Genomic DNA, 23,040 nt, shown 5'->3' with positions numbered 1-23,040 from the left:
CGTAGAGTCGAGCTTGCTCGACTGGCTTTCCCGAACAGTCGAGCAAGCTCGACTCTACAAGAGCACACAATGACCCCGCCGATTTCCTCCCCGACCTACCTGCACGGATTTTCCGGCACCGAACAGCAGCGCCTGATGACCCAGGCGCGCCTGCTGGAATCGAGCATCTTCGGCCAGATCGACTACGGCGGTGCGCGTCGCCTGCTGGAAGTGGGCAGCGGCGTCGGTGCGCAGACCGAGATCCTGCTGCGCCGCTTCCCCGAGCTGCACGTGACCGGCGTGGACCTGAGTGAAACGCAGCTGGCCACCGCACGCGAGAATCTGGCGCGCACGCCGTGGTGCAGCGACCGCTACACCCTGCAGCAGGCCGATGCCGGCGAACTGCCGTTCGACGCCCGCACCTTCGATTCGGCGTTCCTGTGCTGGGTGCTGGAGCACGTGCCTTCACCGGCGCGCGTGCTGAGCGAGGTGCGCCGCGTGCTGGCGCCGGGGTCCCCGGTGTACATCACCGAGGTGATGAATGCCTCGTTCCTGCTCGATCCGTATTCGCCCCACATCTGGCGCTACTGGATGGCCTTCAATGACTTCCAGTACGACCACGGCGGCGACCCGTTCGTCGGTGCCAAGCTGGGCAACCTGCTGCTGGCCGGCGGTTTCCGCGACGTGCATACCGAGATCAAGACCATCCACCTGGACAACCGTGAGCCGGCCCGTCGCAAGACCATGATCGCGTTCTGGGAGCAGCTGCTGCTGTCGGCGGCCGACCAGCTGCTGCAGGCCGGGCTGGTGGACGAGGAGACCGTGGAGGGCATGCGCCGCGAGTTCCGGCTGGTGCAGAACGACCCGAACGCGGTGTTCTTCTATTCGTTCGTGCAGGGCCGCGCGACGGTGTATTGAGCCGCGTTCTACTGCCGATTGAGGCAGTAGAGCCACGCCATGCGTGGCTGCCTTCGCCGATGCACCGCCATCCACGCATGGCGTGGATCTACGAATCAATGCACGGCGGCGTGGTCGACCGCACCCGGCGGTGTCGCCGGCTCCTGCCAGATCCGCTGCCACATCGCGGCCAGCCGGCGACCGACGTCAGCGCGCGCGGCAGGGCTGCTGTAATCCACCCGCACCTGCTCGGGCGTGATCGCCCGCCACTGCCCATCAGCCTGCTCGGCCACCGCGAAGTTGAAGGTGTAATCCGGCTCCAGGCCCATGCGCAGATCGCTCAGCACCAGGCGGCCGTCCACCACCTGCGCGCGCATGAAACCACGGTTGAACCACTGCAGCTGCTGCACCGCCAGCACCGATTGCGCCTCCCGCAACGCCTGCACGTTGGACGCATGGCCTTCGAACCGCATCGGCCCGTGGTCGGCCACCAGCGAGCGGTCGCCGACCACGTAGCCATTCGGCGTCATCGCCACCACCCGCCACAGCAGGGTGTTGAACGGCATCGGCACCGAGAAGCGCGGTGCGTCCCCCAGGCCCATCGCGGCCAGGCTTTGTTCGGCGGCACGATCGACCTGCGCCTTGGCCAGCAGGCCCCAACCCAGGTAACCGCTGCTGACCAGCAGTGCTACGCCCAGCGCCTTGCCCACCCAGGCGCGCGCGCGGCCGAACCAGGCCAGCACGCAGCCCAGCAGCAGCCACACCGTGTAACCGGGATCGATGATGAAGACGCTGGAGCCCATCGTCGGGTGCGGCCGCAACGGCCACCACAGCTGCGTGCCGTAGACGGTGAACGCATCCAGCAGCGGGTGGGTGACCAGCGCCAGCTGCATCGCCCAGAACCAGCGCACCGGAGACTGCGCGACCCGGCCGTTGCCGAAGCGCTTGAACAGCCACCAGAGCAGCGCCGCCACCCACGGCAGCACCAGCAGCGAATGGCTGAAGCTGCGGTGCTCGATCATGTTGGCCACCGGGTCGGCCGCAGTGAAGCCCAGCCACAGGGCATCAAGGTCCGGCAGGGTGCCGAGCGCGGCACCGGCCAGCAGGGCCGCGCGGCGATGGCCGGGCGGTGCGATGGCAGCGGCGACGGCGCCACCGAGCACGATCTGGGTCAGGGAGTCCATTGGCCGATGCTAGCGCGATGGCCGCGCGTTTGTAGAGTCGAGCTTGCTCGACTGCGGATAGAGCAGTCGAGCAAGCTCGACTCTACAAGAGCAGGTTCAGGCCGCCTGCGACAGGCGCGCGCCCGGCAGTTCCACCAGGGTCTGGCCGTTGTGGTCGAGCAGGCGCAAGGCGCCGTCGTGATCCTCGACCAGCGCGGTCAGGCTCTCCACCCAATCGCCATCATTGGCGTAGACCAGGCCATCGCGTTCAACCAGCGCGGCGCGATGGATGTGGCCGCAGACGATGCCATCCAGGCCACGCCGGCGCACGTCATCCAGCCCGGCCTGCACGAAGCGCTCGATGTAGCGCTCGGCCGCACCACTGCGCTTCTTCAGGAATTCCGACAGCGACCAGTAGCGCATGCCCAGCCGGCGCCGCACGGCGTTCAACGCCTGGTTGCCGGTCAGGATGCGGTAGTACAGCCAGTCGCCGAACTTCTCCTGCAGCCCGCCGAAGTGGGTCACGCCGTCGTAGTCGTCGCCATGCGCCACCAGCAGCCGGCGACCATCGGCGGTCACGTGGATGGCGCGTCGGCGCACCTGCATTGCCGGCAGCATCAGCCCGCACACCTGGCGCAGCGAAGCATCGTGGTTGCCGGGAATGTAGATGATCTCGGTGCCGGCCCGGCGCAGCGCATGCAGGGCCTGGATGACTTCGCTGTGCGACTGCCGCCAGTTGGCGCGGCGATGGGCCATCCACCACAGATCGATGATGTCGCCGACCAGGTACAGGCGTTCGCAGCGCAGCTGCGAGAGGAACCGCGCCAGCTCGCTGGCATGGCAATGACGAGAACCCAGGTGCACGTCGGAGACGAACACTGCGCGCCGGTGCGGCGACAGGTTCGCCAGCGTGCTCATGCCGGCGTCCCCGCGTCGCGCAGGTAGCGTTTGCGCTTGTTGGGCCGGATCGCGCACAGGTCCACTTCGATCAGGCCGTCGATCGAGTCGCTGAAATCCGGGTCGACACCGAAGGCAAGGAAGCGTGCACCGCCGGGTTCGCACAGATCGGTGTACTGCCGGTACAGCGTCGGCACGCCGGTGCCGAGTGCGGCCAGGTTGGCCTTCAGTACATCGAATGCAGCGCCCGCATCCAGTTCGCCGAAACTCGGTGGCGCGGCGAAGTACTGGAACGGCCGGTTGGATTCGGCCAGGCCGGCGGTACCGCTGTAATAGCGCTGGTAGTACGCCACCAGCTGTTCGCGCGCATCACGCGGCAGCGCGGCGCTGATCGATACGGCGCCGAACAGGTAGCGGATGCCCGGCCGGCACTGCAGGTAGGCACCAATGCCCTGCCACAGGTAGTCCAGGCTGCGGCTGCCCCAGTAGTCGGGCACCACGAAGCTGCGGCCCAGTTCCAGGCCCTCGGCGATGTGGGTGATGGCGTCGTCGGAGTAGCGGAACAGCGACGCGCTGTAGAGCCCGGACAGGCCGTGCCGGGCCAGTGCCTGCGCACCGCGCATGATCCGGTAGGCGCCGGCGATGCGCTGCGCGGCGGCGTCCCAGATCACGATGTGCTCGTACTGCGGATCGTAGTCGTCCAGGTCGCGGCTGCGCCCGGTGCCCTCGCCCACCTGGCGGAAGGTCAGCTCACGCAGGCGGCCCAGCTCCAGCAGCAACGGTGAATCGGCGGTGCAGGTCGCCAGCAGGATCTGCTTGCCATCGGCGGTCTGGCCCAGCTGGGTCGCCGCGGCGATGCCGGCGGCCACCTGCGAAGGCGGCACCGGCGCTGCCAGCGGCTCGGGGCCGGCGCAGGCAACAGCCCCGCCGGTCGCGCCATTGCGGCCCAGCGCATACAGCGCGCGACGCACCGCCAACAGCTGCGCCCCGGGATCGCCCGCCTTGCCCAGCTGCATCGGCTCGCCGATGCTCAGCCGCAGCGGACGGCCACGGCGGGTGAACATCTCGCGTGCCAGCAGCGCGGTGCCAGCCGGCTTGAACAGGGTCGAAGCGCCGTAGAACAGCGCCGAGTTGCGCGCCTCCACCCGTACCGGCAGCACCGGCGCGCCCGCAGCGCGGGCGAAACGGACGAAACCGCGCTGCCAGCGGCCATCGCGGATGCCGCGCAGCGACAGCCGCGAGACTTCGCCGGCCGGGAACACGATCACGCACTGCTCGGCGGCCAGCGCCTCTTCAACCGCATGCAGGCTGCCACGCTGCGCCTTGCCACCGAGGATGCGCACCGGCAGCAGCAGATCCTGCAGCGGCGCGATCGCGCCCAGCAGATCGTTGGCCACGATCCGCACGTCGCGGCGGATGCGGCCGACCGCGTCCAGCAGGGCCAGCGCGTCCAGGGCACCGGAGGGATGGTTGGCGACGATCAGCAGGCGGCCGGTGGCCGGGATCTTCGCCAGCGCGGCCGGGTCCACCTGGTACTGGCCGTCGATGAATTCCAGGCCGGCGGCGACGAAGCCGAATCCGCGCAGGCCTGCGCTGCGCTGCAGGAAGGCTTCGATCTGGTCCAGCCGCGACCAGCGGCCAACGCTGCGCAGCAATGGCCGCGCCAGCTGGCCACGACGGCCATGGAACCAATCGGGGAAGCGTTGCTGAAGGCGCTGTTCGAGTTCCTGCATGGCGGTTCCATTCATGCCCGGCGGCCGGTTTGGCCGACAGCCTGCGCCCGGCAGGCGGCAGCCATATGGCGGTTTCGGGGCAGAACGATGACCGCATGCCGGATGTCGCAGGCAGCGCGGGCGGGGCCGTCAGGCCCCCGGCCCGTTGTCACGCTGGTGGAACACTGGGCACCGAGGCTGGGACCCAATCCCCGCCGGACGGCCCTTGCCGGGCCTACGCGGACTTAACCACCGCCAACCGGTACAGGTTCACAATGCACAGGCGGCGCGCCCCGTGTATCATGCGCGCCCATCTTTCCATCCGAATCAAGGGATATACCGCCTGATGTCCAGCTATCTCTTCACCTCCGAGTCGGTCTCTGAAGGCCATCCGGACAAGGTTGCCGACCAGATCTCCGATGCGGTGCTGGACGCGATCCTGACCCAGGACCAGCGCGCCCGCGTGGCCTGCGAGACCATGGTCAAGACCGGTGTTGCCATTGTCGCCGGTGAGATCACCACCAGCGCCTGGATCGACCTGGAAGCGCTGACCCGCAAGGTCATCACGGACATCGGCTATGACAGCTCCGAGGTCGGCTTCGACGGCGCCACCTGCGGCGTGCTGAACCTGATCGGCAAGCAGTCGCCGCACATCGCCCAGGGCGTGGACCGCAAGAAGCCGGAAGAAATGGGCGCGGGCGACCAGGGCCTGATGTTCGGCTACGCCACCAACGAGACCGACAGCTACATGCCGGCCGCGATCCACCTGTCGCACCGCCTGGTCGAGCAGCAGGCCAAGATCCGCAAGAAGCGCAACTCGCCGCTGTCGTGGCTGCGCCCGGACGCCAAGAGCCAGGTCACCCTGCGCTACGAAAACGGCGTGGTCTCGGCCATCGACGCCGTGGTGCTGTCGACCCAGCACGCCCCGGGCATCAAGCAGAAGGACCTCATCGAGGCCGTCCGCGAAGAGATCATCAAGCCGGTGCTGCCGGCCAAGTGGCTGCACAAGGGCACCAAGTTCCACATCAACCCGACCGGCAAGTTCGAGATCGGCGGCCCGGTGGGCGACTGCGGCCTGACCGGCCGCAAGATCATCGTCGACACCTACGGCGGCTGGGCCCGTCACGGCGGTGGTGCGTTCTCCGGCAAGGACCCGTCCAAGGTCGACCGTTCGGCAGCCTACGCGGCCCGCTACGTCGCCAAGAACGTGGTTGCCGCCGGCCTGGCCGACCGTTGCGAAGTGCAGGTTTCCTACGCCATCGGCGTGGCTGAGCCGACCTCGATCTCGGTCACCACCTTCGGCACCGGCAAGATCAGCGACGACAAGATCGAGAAGCTGATCCGCAAGCACTTCGACCTGCGCCCGTACGGCATCATCAAGATGCTGGACCTGGTGCACCCGATGTACCAGCAGACCGCCGCCTACGGCCACTTCGGCCGCAAGCCGAAGGAGTTCAGCTACCTCAACGGCGAAGGCGAGACCGTCAACGCCACGGCCTTCTCCTGGGAGAAGACCGACCGCGCCGCCGCCCTGCGCGCCGATGCGAAGCTGAAGTAAGAAACACGAAGGGCCGCTCACGCGGCCCTTCTGCTTTCTGTAGAGTCGAGCTTGCTCGACTTTCTTTTTGCCTGCGCCACAGGCCAATGCAGTCGAGCATGGCTCGACTCTACAAGGGCGACCATGTCGACCGAACTGAAAACCCACCAGCTGTCCATGACCGTGCTGATGTCGCCGGAGATGGCCAATTTCTCCGGCAAGGTCCACGGCGGTGCCATCCTGCGCCTGCTCGACCAGGTCGCCTACGCCTGCGCCAGCCGCTACGCCGGCAGCTACGTGGTCACCCTGTCGGTGGACCAGGTGATGTTCCGCCAGCCCATCGCGGTGGGCGAGCTGGTCACCTTCCTGGCCTCGGTGAACTACACCGGCACCTCATCGATGGAGATCGGCATCAAGGTGGTGGCCGAGGACATCCTCAAGCGCAGCGTGCGCCACGCCAACAGCTGCTTCTTCACGATGGTGGCGGTGGACGAGGAAGGTCGGCCGACACCGGTGCCGACCCTGCAGCCATCCACCTCGGACGAGAAGCGCCGCCTGGCCGCCGCGCAGATCCGCCGCCAGCTGCGCCAGGAAATGGAACAGCGCCATCTGGAACTGCTGGCGTCGAACCCGCCTTCGCCTGAAGAGTGATCGAGTGGCAGCGGTGGTCAATGCACGCCGCTACTCCTCTTCCTCCCGCAGATAGGGCGAACGGTAGCGCTGGATGTTCAACAGCGGATCGGCCTCCGACAGCGCAGACTCAGCATCCACCGACGACACCAGGTACATGTAGTAGTCGTAACCGAAGTGAACTTCGGCGGTGTCGCTCACCAGCTTGCACCAGATGACGTTGCGCAACGCATCGCGCGCCACCCGCTCGATGCCGACCAGATCCAGCGGCTGGCTCTCGTGGTAGTCGCGTGACTCACGCCGTTCAAGTGAATGGATACGCAGCGAATCCACGCCAGCTGCCACGCAGAATCGCCGGATGGCATCGAGATAGGCGTTCTCCACGATCTGGTAATCCTTGAGGGTTACCAACCTGCCCACGTCGCAGAATTCGGTCCATTCAGAGGGATGGGAGGACAGGTACCCCTCCGGCGTGTACTGCCAGTATTTTGTAATGCGCCAGGAATGAACGAGTTCCACTCAGTGCTCCATTGTCACCGGCCGCAACCAGGACTGCGGACTCCAGCCGAGCAGTACCTGCGCCGGCTGCCCGCCCTGGGACGCCACCACCAGGCCATCCATCGCGGGCGCGAAACGCCGCTGGAAACCGGAGGGTTGTGCGGCGAACAGTGACCTCAGCGTCGCCATGGATTGCGCCAGGCCAGCGTCATCGAGGCGCGAGAGGAAGAACACCATCTGCCGCCACGCATAGGCACCACGCTTGCGGGCCGTCAGCCATACATGCCAATGCGGAGCAACCTGCTGCAGGTCGGTACAGACCGCAGAAAAGCCACGCTGGATCATGTCCGGCAGTTCCTCGGCCAGCACCGCGTCGAGCTGGAAACGGTCGAACAGGACCGCCAGGTTGTGGGTGGTCAGGATCTGCACCTGTTCGAGCACTGCACCATTCGCAGCGGGCCCTGCCTGGCCCGGCGCAAGGTCTGCCCGAGCCAGGCACAGGCCCGCCAGATCGTCTACCCGATGCTGCGACCGTCGGCCCGTTCGGGGCCTCGGTTCGCCAAGCCGCTCGAGCATCATGCTGTCGATACCGTAGTAACGGGCGTACAGACTGCCTGCGGTGAACCGTCCGGCATGCCGTGCCGCTGCCGCGAACCCGGGGGCGAACGCGCCCATGAAGATATCTGCGGCCAGCTCTTCCACCAGGGGCAGATCAGCACCAGCACTGTCCGCCAGGCTACGCAGCTGCCGCAGCAGGGGGTTTGGCAAGGGGGTTTCCGGGTAGTGGCGCAAGGCAAGCGCCACGACGTCGCCCAGCATCCGCTGGGCGGCAGGCGTCCCGCGCTGCCGTTCGCTTTCCAGTCCAGCAGCCCATGGCAACTCCGCCATGCGCACCTGCGACTGCAGGTTCAACAGCAACAGTGAACGACGTGCATCGAAAGCGGTCCGGCAGGCGGCATAGAGACGACCATGCGCCGGATCGGTGAAGCCGCGCTCGGCAACCCGCGCACCCAGCTGCGGAAGCAGCAGCGCGAGCGACTCGAGCGAAGGAACCAGGCCGGCTTCGATAAGCTGTTCAACGGTGCCCTGCTGGCACCGGGCCACATGCTGTCGCAGCGTGCGGGGCAGAACGCTACCCACCGCAACCAGGGAAGTCGCTTCATCCGGCTGCACGTCCCGCTGCAGGGAAGCAACATCCACGACACCGGCATCGGCAGGGAACAGGCGCAGACGATTGGCGGCGATGCGTGCGAGCGCAGCATGCGGAGGTGCAGCAACACTCTCCTGCTCGAAGCGCATGCGTGCCGCGTAGATGTCCGAGTCAGGCACACCATGCTTGCCTGCGTGATCGTTCACGATCTGGCCCACGCGTGACCTCTGGTGTGGCGTCAGCACCGCACCATCTACGCACAACGCCAGGTACTCCAGCAGTTCAACATCACGATGCCGGCTCGCCTTGCGCGCGGGTGATTGCCTGCGCAACGTGCGGAACGTGGCCACGGCCTGCTTCGCATCCGGCAACCAGTCCTGCGGGAACTGCATGCAGGGCTGGCCATCGCGCCAGGTCTGCAGGAACAACCCGACAGCGGTCGCGTACAACGGGCGCCATTGCATCAGCACGTGATGCTGCGTCTTCACCCGTGCCGAACTCGTACGCCGCTGCAACTGCGCAACGACGGCGCCGGCGGTCTCCACGAAGAGGGTGAAGTCTCCCCCCGCCGGCAGCTTTTCAGTCCCGGCCGCCAACGGTACCGGCTCCGGATAGAAGCGAAGGCTCGGGAACCAGCCGACGATGGCGACCAGAATCGCTTCCACCTGCGCATGCGCCCCCTGCTGCAGGAGCCAGGCCACGGTGAGCAGCGCCGACTCTTCCGGTACGCCGACGCGATAGTCGCCCTGCTGCAACCGCGCGTGCAGCCAGGCCATGCCCTCATCGCCCAGGCACCATGCGTTCAGGCGCTGCCGCTCATTGCCGGTGCCCGTGTCCAGCACCTGGGCCGCAAGGTGCCTTTCCCAATCCAGCAGGGGCCCACCGGCCAACAGCGCACCGGTGGCGAAGCCGCCGGTAACCACTTCCGGCGTTGCCCATGCGGGCGCCCCCTCGATGGGCGTTCGTGAGCCGTGCAGCAGCAGGTCAAGCGCCTTGCCGTCGAGCAGCCGGCTCCAGCGATCGACACGTGCCTGTGCGGACTGGCGCTGCTGTCGATTGGCAGCCTCCTGCAACGCGCGCAAAGCCCGCGTCATCTGGGCGCCAATGTAGCCGCTCCCTATCGTAGGCGGAGCATCGCGTTCGTCGTCCTTGGCCATCGCTGCTGGAATCCGTGTGGTCCGGGGGCTGGAATCGAACCAGCGCCCACCCGGTTAAGAGCCAGGTGTTCTACCACTGAACTACCCCGGAGTAGAGCCCGCATGCTGCCCAATCGTAGACCGCAGGGCAAGCGATGAAGGGCAGACGGGGATTCCCCGCCCCAGGAACGTGGATCAACCGGTGTTCTGCACGCCCTGCGAAACACCGTTCACGCAGGCCACCAGCGCGCGCAGCAGGTCGTCATCCTCGCGCCCGCTGGCCCGCCAGCGCTGCAGCAGGTCTACCTGCAGCACGCTGATCGGATCGACATAGGGATTGCGCAGGCGGATCGACAGCGCCAACCGCGCGTCGTGGTCCAACAGTGTCTGCTGATCCATCAACGCCAGCAGCCAGTGCCGGGTGAGTTCCAGTTCGCGCTGCACCTGCGGGAAGAAACGCCCGTGCAGCTCACCGGACAGCTTCGAGAACTGCTCGGCAATGGTGATATCGCCCTTGGACAGCACCATCGCGATGTCATCCAGGAAGGTGCGGAAGAACGGCCAGTCGCGTGCCATCACGCGCAGGGTCTGCTCGTGGCCGGCATCGACCGCGGCCTGCAGGCCGCTACCCACGCCGTACCAGCCGGGAATCACCGCACGCGCCTGGCTCCAGGCGAACACCCACGGAATCGCACGCAGGTTGCCCAGCGCCGCGTCCTGGCCGAGCCGGCGCGATGGCCGCGAGCCCAGCGTCATGCGCTCGATCACGTCGATCGGCGTGGCAGTGCGGAAGTAGTCCATGAAACCGGGCTGGGCAACGAAGGCGCGATACACCTCGCTGCTGGCCGAGGCCACCGCGTCCATCACCGGCCGCCAGTCGTCCTCGCGCGGCTCAGGTGCGCGTGGCCGCAGGCTGGCACGCAATACCGCGCCGGTGGCCTGTTCCAGCGAACGCAGGGCCAGTGCACGGATGCCGTACTTGCGGTGGATCACCTCGCCCTGCTCGGTCACCCGCAGGCGGCCATCGATGCTGCCGCGCGGCGAGGCATCGACCGCGTGCGTGGTCTTGCCGCCACCGCGGCTGATCGAGCCGCCACGGCCATGGAAGAAGGTCAGGCGGATGCCGGCCTCGGCCGCCACCTCCAGCAGCTCCACCTGCGCGCGCTGCAGGCCCCAGCGCGAGGCGGCGATGCCACCGTCCTTGCTGCTGTCCGAATAGCCCAGCATCACCATCTGCACGTCGTCGCGCGCTTGCAGGTGTGTGCGATAGATCGGGTCAGCCAGCAGGTCGCGCAGGGTCGCGGTGCCACGCTTGAGATCGTCCACGGTCTCGAACAACGGCGCGATATCCAGCGGCACCGCCCCGCCCTCTTCCACCAGCCCGCCGCGGCGCGCCAATGCGAGCACCGCCAGCACGTCACTGCGGTCATGCGCCATCGAAATGATGTAGCTGCCCAGCGCATCGCCGCCATGGCGCGCGCGTGCATCGGCCAGTGCGGCGAATACTGCATCCAGGCGCTGGTTGCCTTCGTCGTCACTCTTGGGCAGCGCGGCTTCACCACTGGCATGCGGTGCCAGCAGGCGCGCGCGACCCACGGCATCCAGGCCGTCCCAAGCAGTTTCCCCGCCCAGCACCGCCGCCAGCGCGCGCGCATGCACGCTCGACTCCTGGCGCACGTCCAGCCGTGCCAGATGGAAGCCGAAGGTCTTGACCCGCCACAGCAGGCGCTGCACGGCAAAGCCACCGGCATGCTCGCCGCGGTGGGCGCGCAGGCTGTCGAGGATCAGCTGCAGGTCGTCGATCAGTTCGTCGGGGCCGGTATAGGCACCCTCGCCGTCGTCCAGCGTGGCCTGCAGGCGCGCGCGCATGCGGTCGTTGAGCAGGCGGTACGGCATGTCGGCATGGCGCGGCCGTGACTGCACCTGCGGCAGCAGCTGCTGGTAGTGCGCCACGCGCGCCTGCAATGCATCACTGACGCCCACCCGCTCGGTGGACTGGCTGAGCAGGCTGGCCAGTTGCAGCAGTTCCTTCTGGTAGCGCCCCAGTACCGCCTGGCGCTGCGCATCCAGCGTGTTGCGGATGGTGCTGGCATCCACGTTCGGATTGCCATCCATGTCGCCGCCCACCCAGGTACCGAAGCGCAGCAGTCGCGGCAATGGCAGTTCTTCGCCATAGGTATCGCGCAGCGCCTGCTGCAGCGATTCGTACAGCACCGGAATCACCCGGTACAGCACCTGCACCAGATAGAAGCCGACGTGCTCGCGTTCGTCATCGACGGTGGGTCGCACCGGCGAGGAATCGGTGGTCTGCCATGACGCGGTCAGTGCCATGCGGAAGCGCGCGGCATCTGCGGCGGCCTCACCCGGCGTGCGCTGGCCATCGAGGTTGTCGACCAGGCTGGCTACCATCAACTGCTCTTTTTCCAGCAGCGCGCGGCGCACGGCTTCGGTGGGATGCGCAGTGAACACCGGTTCGATATCGATGCGCGGCAGCCACTGCGCCAGCTCGTCCAGGCCCACGCCCTGCGCCTTCAGGTGCTGCAGCGCGTCCTGCAGGCCATCGGGCTGCGGCGCAGCAGTGCCGGCCCGCTGGTAGTCACGGCGACGGCGGATGCGATGCACGCGCTCGGCGATGTTGACCACCTGGAAGTAGGTGCTGAAGGCCCGCACCATGGTCTCGGCCTGCTGCGGCGTGCGCCCGGCCAGTCCTTCGGCCAGCTCCGACAGTGGCGCCTGGTTCTCGCGGCGGGCGATGGCGCGGGTGCGCACGTCTTCGACATCGTCGAGGAAGGCGGCGGAGACCTGCTCGACCAGCAGGTCGCCAACCAGCGCGCCGAGCCGGCGCACGTCATCGCGAAGCGGAAGATCGGGGGAAGCAAACTCGATGCTGCTGCGGTACTCGTTCATCGGCGACGCACAGGCCTCGGTCAACGGATCCAGACCCCAAGCCTATCCCAGATCGGGCGTCGTGCTGCGATGCAAAAATGGTTTCATCTGGTAGTGCCGGCCAGCGGCCGGCACTACCGGGTCCGGTCAGCGCTTCTTCTTCGCCTTGGCCTGCTCGGCCGGGCCGATGGTCTGCTCCAGCCAGCGCTCGCTCTCGGCCAGCATGGTCATGATCGATTCGCGTGCGCGGTAGGCATGCGATTCGTTCGGCAGCATCACCAACCGCGCGCTGCCACCCAGGCCCTTCACCGCAGCGAACATGCGCTCGCTCTGGATCGGGAACGTGCCGGAGTTGTTGTCGTCCACGCCGTGGATGAAGAGGATCGGATCCTTGATCCTGTCGGCGTAATTGAACGGTGCCATCTTCTGGTACACGTCCTGCGCCTGCCAGTAGTTGCGCTCCTCGGCCTGGAAGCCGAACGGCGTCAGCGTGCGGTTGTAGGCACCGCTGCGCGCGATGCCGGCCTTGAACAGGCGCGTGTGCGCCAACAGGTTGGCGGTCATGAACGCGCCGTAGGAATGGCCACCGATGGCGATGTGATCGCGGTCGGTCACGCCACGCCGCACCACTTCATCCACCGCGGCCTGCGCGTTGGCCACCAGCTGTTCGATGTAGGTGTCGTTGGGTTCCTTGTCGCCCTCGCCGATGATCGGCATCGACGGGCTGGCCAGCACTACGTAGCCCTTGGCCAGGAACGCCTGCGGTCCCCAGTAGCTGACCGCATTGAAGCGGTACGGCGAATCGGTCACCTGGCTGGCCGCAGCCGCACTCTTGAACTCGCCCGGGTAGGCCCACATCAGCAGCGGCCGCGGGCCGTCGCGCTTGGGGTCGTAGCCCGGCGGCAGCAGCAGGGTCGCGGTCAGGTCGACGCCGTCCTTGCGCTTGTAGCGGATCTGCTCCTTCTGCACGCCCTTCAGTTGCGGCAGCGGATGGGCAAAGTGGGTCAGCGCGCGCGGCGCGGCGCCAGCGTCGGCCAGCGACTGCACGTAGAAGTTGGCCGGCTCGTCCGGGCTTTCACGGCTCAGCAGCAGCGAACTGCCCTGTTCGTCCAGCAGCGCAACCGGCAACGAATAGCTCGGTGCCTGCGAGTGGAACAGGCGCGTTGCCTTGCCCGTGGCGATGTCGAAGCGATCGACGAACGGGCGGTCGCCTTCCGGCGAGGCACCGGCACCGGCCAGGTACAGGCTGCTGCCATCGGTGCTGGTCTGCAGCAGCGAGCGGCCACGGTCGTCGCTGGACATCAGCGGCCGGCCCGGATCGGCGTAGCGGTCCTGCGCATCGCGATCCCACAGCAGGCGCGGCTCGGCACCGGCGTTGTCCGGGGCGATCAGCCAGGTCCTGGTCTTGCGGGTCTTCCACCACGATTCGGTCAGCAGGGCCAGGTCGCCACGGCCCCAGCTGATGCCGGCCAGGCGGCTGCCGAGCTGGGCCAGGGTCACCGGCGGTTTGTCGAACGGTGCGGCCTGCATCAGCACCGCATCGCGCACCTTGGCCTCCCTGTTCGGGTCGCCGCCGTCCTGCGCCTCCGCCCACACCAGGGTCGCATCGGCATCACCGCGCCAGCGGATGTCACGCACGCCGGTCACCTCGGCATCGTTGCCGGTCGGCAGGCCTTCCACCAGCGGGCGTACCGCCACGGTGTGCACCAGCGTGCCGCTGGCACGGTCGATCACTTCGATGCGGCGCGGGAAGCTGTCCACCGGCACCACGTACGAGTACGGGCGCTGCACAGGCTGGCGCAGCACATAGCGGCCATCCGGCGAAACCGAGAAGCCCATGAAGATGCCGGGCGCGCCGATCGCGCGGGTGTTGCCATCCAGGCTGACTTCCACTGGCTGCGCGGTGGCGTAGTAATCGAACTGGCGCGCGTCGGCCTCGTTCTTCAGCAGGTCCTGGTAGGTACGGATCGAGACGACGCCGCCGCCCTGGCTGGTCTGCTGCACGGCCGGGCCGGTCGGGATGCCGTCGGCGGCGGGGGCGGCGCCCAGGTTGGCCGGGCGGGTGAACACCACCAGCCCACGGCTGTCCGGCAGCCACTGGTAGCCACTGCCCATCACCGTGTTCAGGCCGGCGACCAGGCGGCGGGCGCTGCCGGCTGCCACATCCACCAGCCACAATTCATTGGCACCGCTGGCGGCGTCCACCTGGTTGAAAGCCAACCACTTCTGGTCCGGCGACCACATCAGGCTGGCGATCGACAGCGTGCCCGGCAGGCCGCTGATCGGCCGTTCCTTGCCGTCGGCCACGTTCATCAGCCACAGCTTCTGGCCGAAGCTGAAGCGGCTGTCGGAGAACGTGCGCGGGTTGATGCGCTGGCCGGCCAGCTTCAGTTCCGGCTGCGCCACCACCTGGATCGACGGCAGCGACGGCATCTGCATCAGCGCGGCCACGTCGCGGCGCGGCGACAGGAACAGCGAGGGCGCGCGCGGCGCGTCGACCACCGCCTGCAGCGCGGCCGAGGGCAGTTCGTACGCCGTAACGCCCTGCGCCTGCGCCGCCGCCGGCTGCGGGGTGGCCGAGAAGGCCAGCGGGGCCACTGCCAGCAGACCCATCGACAGGACCAGGCCGGTCCAGCGCCGTGCGCGGCGCGTGTGCATGCTCATCGTTCCACCTGTGTGATGCGTGAAAACACCGACCTTAACAGGCCGTGCATGCCTGCCCATCTGCCGATGGTTGGGTCATCCCTGTGTCATGACGGGGCCGCGATATAATGGGGGTTCTCCCCTGCCGAGGGGCGCTGCGACCGGATCCCACGAGGCCCGGCCAGGCTCGGTAAGGTGGCTATGCAACAACGGCGCCCGGCCAGATGCGAGCACCCGCTCGCCCACAACCGGAGCACACGAATGAACGCTGTTGCCAAGACCTTCTCCACCGAAGGTGATTACAAGATCCGCGACATCACCCTGGCCGACTGGGGCCGCAAGGAACTGGACATCGCCGAGCACGAGATGCCGGGCCTGATGTCGATCCGCCGCAAGTACCAGGCCGAGCTGCCGCTGAAGGGCGTGCGCGTGACCGGCTCGCTGCACATGACCATCCAGACCGCGGTGCTGATCGAGACCCTGAAGGACATCGGCGCCGACGTGCGCTGGGCCTCGTGCAACATCTTCTCGACCCAGGACCACGCCGCTGCCGCCATCGCCGCCACCGGCACCCCGGTGTTCGCCTGGAAGGGCGAAACCCTGGAAGAGTACTGGGACTGCACCCTGGACGCGCTGACCTTCACCCTGGCCGACGGCACCCTGACCGGCCCGGAGCTGGTGGTCGACGACGGCGGTGACGTGACCCTGCTGATCCACAAGGGCTACGAGCTGGAAAACGGCAGCGACTGGGTCAACACCGCGTCCTCCTCGCACGAAGAACAGGTCATCAAGAACCTGCTCAAGCGCGTGGCCAAGGAGCGCCCGGGTTACTGGGGCCGCGTGGTCAAGGACTGGAAGGGCGTCTCCGAAGAGACCACCACCGGCGTGCATCGCCTGTACCAGCTGGCCCAGGCCGGCACCCTGCTGATCCCGGCGATCAACGTCAACGACTCGGTCACCAAGAGCAAGTTCGACAACCTGTACGGCTGCCGCGAGTCGCTGGCCGATGGCCTGAAGCGCGCGATGGACGTGATGCTGGCCGGCAAGGTCGCCGTGGTCTGCGGCTACGGCGACGTCGGCAAGGGCTGCGCCGCGTCGCTGCGTGCCTATGGCGCGCGCGTGATCGTCACCGAGATCGACCCGATCTGCGCCCTGCAGGCGGCGATGGAAGGCTATGAAGTCAACACCATCGAATCGACCCTGGGCCGTGCCGACCTGTACGTCACCACCACCGGCAACAAGGACATCATCCGCATCGAGCACCTGAGCGCGATGAAGGACCAGGCCATCGTCTGCAACATCGGCCACTTCGACAACGAGATCCAGGTCGATGCGCTGGTCTCGTTCGCCGGCATCAAGCACGTCAACATCAAGCCGCAGGTGGACAAGTACATCTTCCCGAACGGCAACGCGATCTTCCTGCTGGCCGAAGGCCGCCTGGTGAACCTGGGCTGCGCCACCGGCCACCCGAGCTTCGTGATGTCCAACAGCTTCGCCAACCAGACCCTGGCACAGATCGACCTGTGGGCGAACAAGGACAGCTACGAGAAGAAGGTCTACCTGCTGCCGAAGAAGCTGGACGAGGAAGTGGCCCGCCTGCACCTGGAAAAGATCGGCGTGAAGCTGACCACCCTGAGCCAGGAACAGGCCGACTACATCGGCGTGCCGGTGGAAGGCCCGTTCAAGCCGGACCACTACCGCTACTGATGCCTGTGGTGCGCCGGCCCACGGCCAGCGCACCCGGTGCATGCAACACACGGAACGGGCGCCTTCGGGCGCCCGTTCTGCGTCTGCATGCAGCCATGCGTGGATGCTCCACCCGCAATAGCCTCGGTCAAGGCAACGCCTCCGCCCCGCGCTACGATGCCTCCATGACACCGGCCATCAACCTGCTCAAGCGCGAGAAGATCGCCCACACCGTGCGCAGCTATGTGCACGACGCCCATGCCGAATCCTATGGCGGCGAAGCCGTCGACAAGCTCGGCCTGGATCCGGCCCAGGTGTTCAAGACCCTGCTGGCCAGCACCGAAACCCACGAACTGCTGGTGGCGATCGTGCCGGTGGCCGGCCAGCTGGACCTGAAGGCGCTGGCCGAAGCTGCGCGCTGCAAGAAGTGCGAAATGGCCGCGGCCGATGCCGCGCAGCGTGCGACCGGCTACCTGGTCGGCGGCATCAGCCCGCTCGGCCAGAAGAAGCGCCTGCGCACCTTCCTCGATGCAAGCGCGCAGGCGCTGCCCACGCTGCATGTCAGCGCAGGCCGCCGTGGCCTGGAAGTGGAACTGGCGCCGGACGACCTGCTGCGCCTGACCGCTGGCCACTACGCGGCAATCGGCAAGGCACGCTGATGCGCTGGCCGTGGTCCGCCGCACCGTCACCCCGGCTTGAAGATCCCCAGGCCGACGTGCTGCTGCAGGACCTGCTGTCGCGCGACGGTGCACGCATCACCGCTGCCGCACGCACGGTTGCCAGGTTGTTCAGCCCCCCGTCGCTGGAAGCACTGGCACCACACGCAGACCTGATAGAGCAGCGCTGCACAGGCCTCCAGCTGGGCGGCATGCTGATCAGCAACCAGGCGCACCTGAAAGCGGCCCTGCAGCGGCTGCGCTACTGGCAGGCGCGCCAGGGCTGCCTGTGCGCACTCAATCCCGGCTATCCGTTCTTCGATCCCCGTCGCCTGCTTGAACAGGGGCAGATGCAGCTGCTCTCGGTGCAGGACGCCGAGGATGGATGGGGCGACTGCCACACCGTTGCCTGCGTGCAGTGCGGACAGCACTGGCAGGCGATCGACCGCGAATACCATTACCCCTGGTGGGAGTGGAACGCCATCTGACAGGGACGGGAACCACGCATGGCGTGGCTCTACTGCAACCACATCGCCCGTGGATGGCATCACCACGCCCCCAGGCGAACGGCCTCACCACAGGTAGATCCACGCCATGCGTGGATGGCCGAGGTCGCTTACGGGCGCCAGTTGGCGTTGCTCTCCCAGAACGCCACCGAGCGCTGGTAGGCCTCGCGGTCCAGCGGCACGCCGGAACCGCCCTCCTCCACGCCCAGCGCATTGCGCATCATGGTGATCGGCGCCATCGGCACTTCTTCCGGTTCGGCGGTGTAGATGCAGCCGACGATGCCCCAGTCGGCCTCGATCGGCGAACCTTCCCTGGCGAGCTGCTCGGCGCTGTACAGGATCACCACCAGGTAGTTCGCGCGCGGCGACTCTACGCCTTCAAACCAGCGCACCAGCACCGGCAGCTCATCGCGGTTGCGCGCTTCATAGCCGCTGCGCAGCTGGTGGCGGTTGGCCTCGGTCACCGGCACCGTCAGGCAACGCGTGCGGGTCCAGTTCTCGTAGACGAACAGCTTGCAGAACGGCGCATAGCCGTCGAGCACCTTCAGCGGTGCGTGCGCATTGAGGTGCGCCTGGAACTGCTCGGCGGTGCAATCCTGGATGGTGTTGCCGCGCGGCACGCGCGGGAACAGGCGGGGACGGGCGAAATCGGTGAGGACGATGGACATGGCGCGATGTGATCAGGAGTTCTGCCGCACAGGGTAACCGCCCCGCAGGCGGCAGGGGCGGATACCGATGCCCACTGGCATCCCATCCAGGTTTGCCGCACCCTGCGCAGGACCCACCGCAAGGATCGCCGGCTCATGGAAGCAGCACGCGCGTTGCCCCGTCCCACTCCCCGTCGTCGCTGGCTGAAGGTGCTGGCCGCACTCCTGCTGGTGCCGCCGTTGCTGTTCGCTGCCGCCCTGTTCTGGCCGCTGTCGGCACCGCCGTTGCCCGATCCCGGGAACAGCCGCGTGATCGTCAATGCCCGGGTGGTAGACGTCGTACGCGGCCAGGTCAGCGAACCGACCACGGTGACGCTACGCGACGGCATGATCACTGCCATCGGCGAAAGCGTTGCCGATGCAGCGTTGCCGGTCTTCGACGCCGGCGGTCGCTGGCTGCTGCCCGGTTTCTGGGACATGCACACCCATGCGCTGCAGTTGTCGCCGCAGCTGCAGTTCCCGCTGATGCTGGCCAACGGCATCACCAGCACGCGCGACATGATGGACTGCCCGCAGGCCACCGATCCGCTGATCGCCTGCGTGGCCGACAAGCGCCGCTGGACCGCACAGGCCATTGCCGGGCAGCAGGTCGCACCACGCTTCATGCAGGTCGCCAGCTTCTACTTCGAAGATCCTGCGCTTGCGCCGGAAGCCGCCGCTGAGCGTGCACGCACCTACAGCGCGCGTGGCGTCGACGCATTGAAGGTCTACAACCGGCTGCGTGCCGATACCTACCAGCGGCTGGCCACCGAGGCGCAGCAGCTGCGTCGCCCGCTGGTCGGCCACCTGCCCAAGTCCGTGCCACTGGAAACCGCGTTGCAGGCCGGCCAGCGCAGCTTCGACCACGCCCATCTGTTCGTACGCCACTGCTTCGACAACGCAGCGGCGTGGCGCGGCGGCACGCTCGATGGTGAAGACCCGACCGCGCTGGCCGAACGGATGGTCGGCGGCTACCAGCCGGCCCTCTGCAGCGAAGCGTTCGGATTGATGCAGGCCAGCGGTGCAGCGTTCGTGCCGACCCACGTCACCCGCGAGGAAGACGCACGCGCACGCGATCCCGCCTTCATCAACGATCCACGCCTGGCTTATCTGGATCCGCTTTCCCGCTGGGCATGGCGCGACGATCTGCAGGCCACGGTGGAGCGCTACCCTGGCCTGCGCGGCGAAGACGTGCTGAAGGCCTACTTCGCGCATGGACTGGCGCTGACCGGCGCCGCGCATCGTGCGGGCGTCACCGTGCTGGTCGGCACCGATACAGGCCTGGGCGGGTTCCGCTACCACGATGAACTGCAGTGGCTGCGACGGGCGGGCCTGAGCCAGGCCGACGTACTGCGTGCCGCCACGCTGCAGGCCGCGCGTCATCTGGAGCTGCAGGCATCGCACGGCAGCGTCGAGGTCGGCAAGGCCGCCGATCTGGTCCTGCTCGATGGCAACCCGCTGCACGACACCGCCAACACCCGCCGCGTGCACGCCGTGCTGCTGGCCGGGCACCTCTACGACCGCCCGCGACTGGATACCCTGCAGGCCTACGCCCGTGCGCAGGCACGATCGCCCGCGGTGATGGCGCGCCTGCTGTGGGGCTTCGTCACCAGCCCGGTCAGTGCCGAACTGTAGCGGCGGCTACAACGCCATCCGTTCGCGCAGCTCGCGTGCCTGCCGCCGCGATACTTCCACTTCGCTGCCGTCATCCAGCGCCAGGTCGTAGCCATCGCCGATGCTCGGCGTCACCGCGCGGATACGGCGCAGATTGACCAGCGTGTTGCGATTTGCCCGGAAGAACAGCTCCTGCGGCAGGCGTGCTTCCAATGCGCTCAGGCTGCGGGTCAGCAGCGCGTTCTGGTCGCGGAACCACAGCCGCGTGTAGTTGCCGTCCACCACCAGCCGCCGGATCTCGGCGACCGCCACGAACCAGCAGCGCTCGCCTTCGCGCACGAACACCTGGTCCTGTGCGCCCAACGTGCCACGCAACGCCGGCGCTTCGGTCGTCTCCACCGCGCGCTGGCGCGCCCGCTGCAGCGCCTCCAGCAGCCGTGGCGCTTCCACCGGCTTGACCAGGTAGTCCAGCGCGTTGGCCTGGAAGGCGCGTACCGCATAGCCGTCGAAGGCCGTGACGAACACCACCGCCGGCACGGATTCCAGCCCCTCCAGCACGTCAAAGCCACTGCCGGAGGGCATCTGCACGTCCAGCAGCACCAGGTCCGGTGCCAGCGTTGCAATCGCCTCGCGCGCAGCCGGCACGTCGTCGGCCTCGCCCACGCACTGCACCCATGGCAACGCCGACAGCAGCGTGCGCAGCTCCTGCCGCGCAAGCCGCGCGTCATCGACAATCAACACACGCAGCATGCCGCTCATTGCGCAATCTCCAGCACGGCCTGCATGCGCTCGCCGACCGGCTGCAGGATGAAACAACCACGCGTGCCCAGCTGTGCACGCAGATAGGCCAGGCCAACGCCATGGCCCGGGCTGGGCTCGCCGGCGCCCCCCAGCGGGTTGTCCACCTGCAGCCGCAGCACGTTGTTGTCGAGCGTGGCACTTATCTGCACCACACCGCCGCCCGGGCGGCTGGCGATGCCGTGCTTGATCGCATTCTCGACCAGCAGCTGCAGCGCCATCGCCGGCAACTGTGCCTGCGTGGCAGCGGCATCGATCTGCTGCCGCACCTGCAGGCGCTGTTCGAAGTGGATCGCCTCGATGGCCAGATAGTCATCGACCACCGCCAGTTCCTCGGCCAGCGTGACCTGCTCGCTGCGGTTGTGCGCCAGCGCCTGGCGCAGGGTACGCGACAGGCGGGTGACCATGTCGCGTGCGCGCTCGGGATCTTCCAGGATCAACGCACGCAGGTTGTTCAGCGCATTGAACATGAAATGCGGATTGAGCCGCGCGCGCAGTGCATCGCGCTCCAGCGCGCTGCGCTCGGCTTCCGCGCGCAGCCGGGCCAGCTCCGCACCCCGTATCCGGCGCAGGCTGTGCAGGCCTGCCCAGAGCGCGGTCCACAGCGCCAGCATCACCGCCGTGGTGTACCAGTAGAGCAGCAGCGCCTTGGGGCTGAAGTCGGCCACCTGGCGACCGGCATCCACCCATCCCAGTGCCAGCGCCGTGTGCAGGGCGATGTTCACCAGCGCCTGCGCCAGCGCCGCGCCGAGCGCCACCGACACGGCCAGCCGCAACAACAGCCCGGCGGTACCGCGCGACCACCAGCCGCCGCGCAGGGCCAACGCGCGGATGCCACCGCTGCAGCCGAACAGGCTGACCGCCAGGCCGACCGTGATCAGCACGCCCGCGCTTCCGGCGTCGGCCAGATAGGCATGCCGCAGCGCGAGGCCGGCGACCGCGTAGAGTGCCCACACCAACGCATTGAGCAGCCAGAAGCGTACCGACGAAGAGGAGTCCGGCATGTCCATTCCGAGGCGTGTTGAATCTCAGGGGTGACGGTCGAGGAAGGCCTGCACCTGCCCGCGCAGCCAGCTCGGATCATCCCACATCAGGAAGTGGAAACCCTGCGCGCTCATCGCAACCTGCACATCGTGCAGCTTCGCGTACTGCGCCTGGAACACCGCCCGGGTGCTCGCTTCGGTGCCGCCCATCGGCTGGTAGCCGGCCCAGCTGCCCAGCACCAGCGTCGGCGCGCTGATCGAGGCGATGCTGTCACGCAGGTCGGTGGTCATCACCGCGTGCATCGCATCGGCCGTGGTCTGGCGATCACTGCTTTCGCCCCAGCGGCCCAGTTCGGCCTGCCGCTGCGGGTCACGGGTCATGCCCGGCAGGCCGGCCTTCAGCTGCGCCTGCCATTGCGCAGCGTCGGCGGCGAGCATGCCCTTGCGCAGCTGCTCGGCCATCGGCCGCACGCTGTCCGCGGTGGCATTCGGGTCGCGTGCCGCCGGCAGGAACGGCAGCGCGTCCACCACCACCAGCGCGCTGACCGCCTTCGGCTCGGCCTGTGCCATCTGCAGACCCAGCAGGCCGCCGAGACTGTGGCCAACCACCACTACCGGCCCCAGATGCTGGTCATGCAGGTAGGCCAGCAGCTGCGCGCGCATCGCCGGCAGGAACCCGGCCGGGCGTGGATCGGCCGGCGCGGCGCCGGCAAAACCCGGCAACTGCACCAGATGGCATTGCACGTCCTTCAAGGCCAGGCAGGTCTCGCGCCAGACCTCGGCGCTGCTGTTCAGGCCGGGGATCATCAACAGCGGGCGACCCTTGCCGACCACCTCGACCTGCACCCTGCCGGGGGCCGTGGCGCGGGTCGGGGCCGCATGCGCCGATCCGGAACCCAGCACGGCCATCGCCATGCCGATCATCGCCAGCCGTGCCAGCGCCTTCATTGCGTACCAGAGTGCCAGGAAGATCTTCATCGTCT

The 23,040-nt window shown here is 67.7% G+C and carries 18 protein-coding genes, 1 tRNA gene and 1 riboswitch; of the genes, 7 read left to right on the top strand and 12 right to left on the bottom strand.

The window, feature by feature from the left end; genetic code table 11:
• Positions 1–69 precede the first annotated feature (69 nt).
• A complete protein-coding gene (locus N440_RS01215; protein WP_049456913.1) occupies positions 70–897 on the top strand; it encodes a class I SAM-dependent methyltransferase in 828 nt (275 codons plus the stop codon).
• 95 nt (positions 898–992) lie between these two features.
• Here N440_RS01215 and N440_RS01210 read toward each other — a convergent pair whose 3' ends face one another.
• The 3 genes from N440_RS01210 to N440_RS01200 form a co-directional block, all read right to left on the bottom strand.
• Positions 993–2,060, bottom strand: a complete 1,068-nt coding sequence (locus N440_RS01210; RefSeq protein WP_133933843.1) for a metal-dependent hydrolase — start codon at positions 2,058–2,060, stop codon at positions 993–995.
• A gap of 96 nt (positions 2,061–2,156) precedes the next feature.
• Positions 2,157–2,957, bottom strand: a complete 801-nt coding sequence (locus N440_RS01205; protein WP_133933842.1) for a UDP-2,3-diacylglucosamine diphosphatase — start codon at positions 2,955–2,957, stop codon at positions 2,157–2,159.
• A complete protein-coding gene (locus N440_RS01200; protein ID WP_133933841.1) occupies positions 2,954–4,669 on the bottom strand; it encodes a lysophospholipid acyltransferase family protein in 1,716 nt (571 codons plus the stop codon). The genes N440_RS01205 and N440_RS01200 overlap by 4 nt, the downstream gene beginning before the upstream one ends.
• A gap of 325 nt (positions 4,670–4,994) precedes the next feature.
• On the opposite strand from N440_RS01200, the gene metK reads away from it, so the two are divergent.
• Both metK and N440_RS01190 read left to right on the top strand, forming a co-directional pair.
• Positions 4,995–6,206 carry a methionine adenosyltransferase gene (metK, locus tag N440_RS01195; RefSeq protein WP_004154246.1) on the top strand — a complete coding sequence of 404 codons (1,212 nt, stop codon included), beginning with the start codon at positions 4,995–4,997 and terminating at the stop codon, positions 6,204–6,206.
• A gap of 123 nt (positions 6,207–6,329) precedes the next feature.
• Entirely contained in the window at positions 6,330–6,836 is a 507-nt protein-coding gene (locus N440_RS01190) for an acyl-CoA thioesterase (RefSeq protein ID WP_004154245.1), read from the top strand.
• Between the two features lie 30 nt (positions 6,837–6,866).
• Here N440_RS01190 and N440_RS01185 read toward each other — a convergent pair whose 3' ends face one another.
• The 5 genes from N440_RS01185 to N440_RS01165 form a co-directional block, all read right to left on the bottom strand.
• Positions 6,867–7,334, bottom strand: coding sequence for a hypothetical protein (locus N440_RS01185; protein WP_133933840.1), 468 nt, complete (start codon positions 7,332–7,334; stop codon positions 6,867–6,869).
• Positions 7,335–9,620, bottom strand: coding sequence for a hypothetical protein (locus tag N440_RS01180; RefSeq protein ID WP_133933839.1), 2,286 nt, complete (start codon positions 9,618–9,620; stop codon positions 7,335–7,337).
• 19 nt (positions 9,621–9,639) lie between these two features.
• A tRNA-Lys gene (locus tag N440_RS01175) sits at positions 9,640–9,711 on the bottom strand.
• Between the two features lie 83 nt (positions 9,712–9,794).
• Entirely contained in the window at positions 9,795–12,506 is a 2,712-nt protein-coding gene (gene ppc / locus N440_RS01170) for a phosphoenolpyruvate carboxylase (RefSeq protein WP_133933838.1), read from the bottom strand.
• A gap of 126 nt (positions 12,507–12,632) precedes the next feature.
• Positions 12,633–15,149 carry a prolyl oligopeptidase family serine peptidase gene (locus N440_RS01165; protein ID WP_133933837.1) on the bottom strand — a complete coding sequence of 839 codons (2,517 nt, stop codon included), beginning with the start codon at positions 15,147–15,149 and terminating at the stop codon, positions 12,633–12,635.
• A gap of 120 nt (positions 15,150–15,269) precedes the next feature.
• Positions 15,270–15,353: riboswitch (S-adenosyl-L-homocysteine riboswitch) on the top strand.
• A 36-nt stretch (positions 15,354–15,389) separates the two neighbouring features.
• On the opposite strand from N440_RS01165, the gene ahcY reads away from it, so the two are divergent.
• The 3 genes from ahcY (at position 15,390) to N440_RS01150 (ending at position 17,958) form a co-directional block, all read left to right on the top strand.
• Positions 15,390–16,835 (top strand): adenosylhomocysteinase, encoded by a 1,446-nt coding sequence (gene ahcY / locus N440_RS01160; RefSeq protein WP_004154241.1) that lies wholly within the window; start codon positions 15,390–15,392, stop codon positions 16,833–16,835.
• Between the two features lie 164 nt (positions 16,836–16,999).
• Positions 17,000–17,473: a Cys-tRNA(Pro) deacylase gene (ybaK, locus tag N440_RS01155; protein WP_133933836.1), complete on the top strand. Its 474-nt coding sequence runs from the start codon at positions 17,000–17,002 to the stop codon at positions 17,471–17,473.
• The gene (locus N440_RS01150) at positions 17,473–17,958 is read left to right on the top strand and encodes a hypothetical protein (protein WP_133933835.1); all 486 of its coding nucleotides are present in this window, start codon (positions 17,473–17,475) and stop codon (positions 17,956–17,958) included. The genes ybaK and N440_RS01150 overlap by 1 nt, the downstream gene beginning before the upstream one ends.
• 128 nt (positions 17,959–18,086) lie before the next feature.
• Here N440_RS01150 and N440_RS01145 read toward each other — a convergent pair whose 3' ends face one another.
• A complete protein-coding gene (locus N440_RS01145; protein WP_133933834.1) occupies positions 18,087–18,644 on the bottom strand; it encodes a DUF3228 family protein in 558 nt (185 codons plus the stop codon).
• A gap of 135 nt (positions 18,645–18,779) precedes the next feature.
• On the opposite strand from N440_RS01145, the gene N440_RS01140 reads away from it, so the two are divergent.
• Entirely contained in the window at positions 18,780–20,297 is a 1,518-nt protein-coding gene (locus N440_RS01140; RefSeq protein WP_133933833.1) for an amidohydrolase family protein, read from the top strand.
• A 6-nt stretch (positions 20,298–20,303) separates the two neighbouring features.
• Here the strand turns inward: N440_RS01140 and N440_RS01135 are convergent, their stop codons facing one another.
• The 3 genes from N440_RS01135 to N440_RS01125 are packed head-to-tail and all read right to left on the bottom strand — an operon-like array spanning position 20,304 to position 23,035.
• Entirely contained in the window at positions 20,304–21,035 is a 732-nt protein-coding gene (locus N440_RS01135) for a LytTR family DNA-binding domain-containing protein (protein WP_133933832.1), read from the bottom strand.
• Complete coding sequence (locus N440_RS01130; protein ID WP_133933831.1) at positions 21,032–22,078, bottom strand: histidine kinase; 1,047 nt, start codon at positions 22,076–22,078, stop codon at positions 21,032–21,034. The genes N440_RS01135 and N440_RS01130 overlap by 4 nt, the downstream gene beginning before the upstream one ends.
• A gap of 24 nt (positions 22,079–22,102) precedes the next feature.
• The gene (locus N440_RS01125) at positions 22,103–23,035 is read right to left on the bottom strand and encodes an alpha/beta hydrolase (RefSeq protein ID WP_133933830.1); all 933 of its coding nucleotides are present in this window, start codon (positions 23,033–23,035) and stop codon (positions 22,103–22,105) included.
• Positions 23,036–23,040 lie beyond the last annotated feature (5 nt).

The sequence above is a fragment of the Stenotrophomonas sp. CC22-02 genome, assembly GCF_004365115.1.
Taxonomy (GTDB): Bacteria; Pseudomonadota; Gammaproteobacteria; order Xanthomonadales; family Xanthomonadaceae; genus Stenotrophomonas; species Stenotrophomonas forensis.
This window is presented reverse-complemented; position numbering and strand designations above follow the sequence as displayed.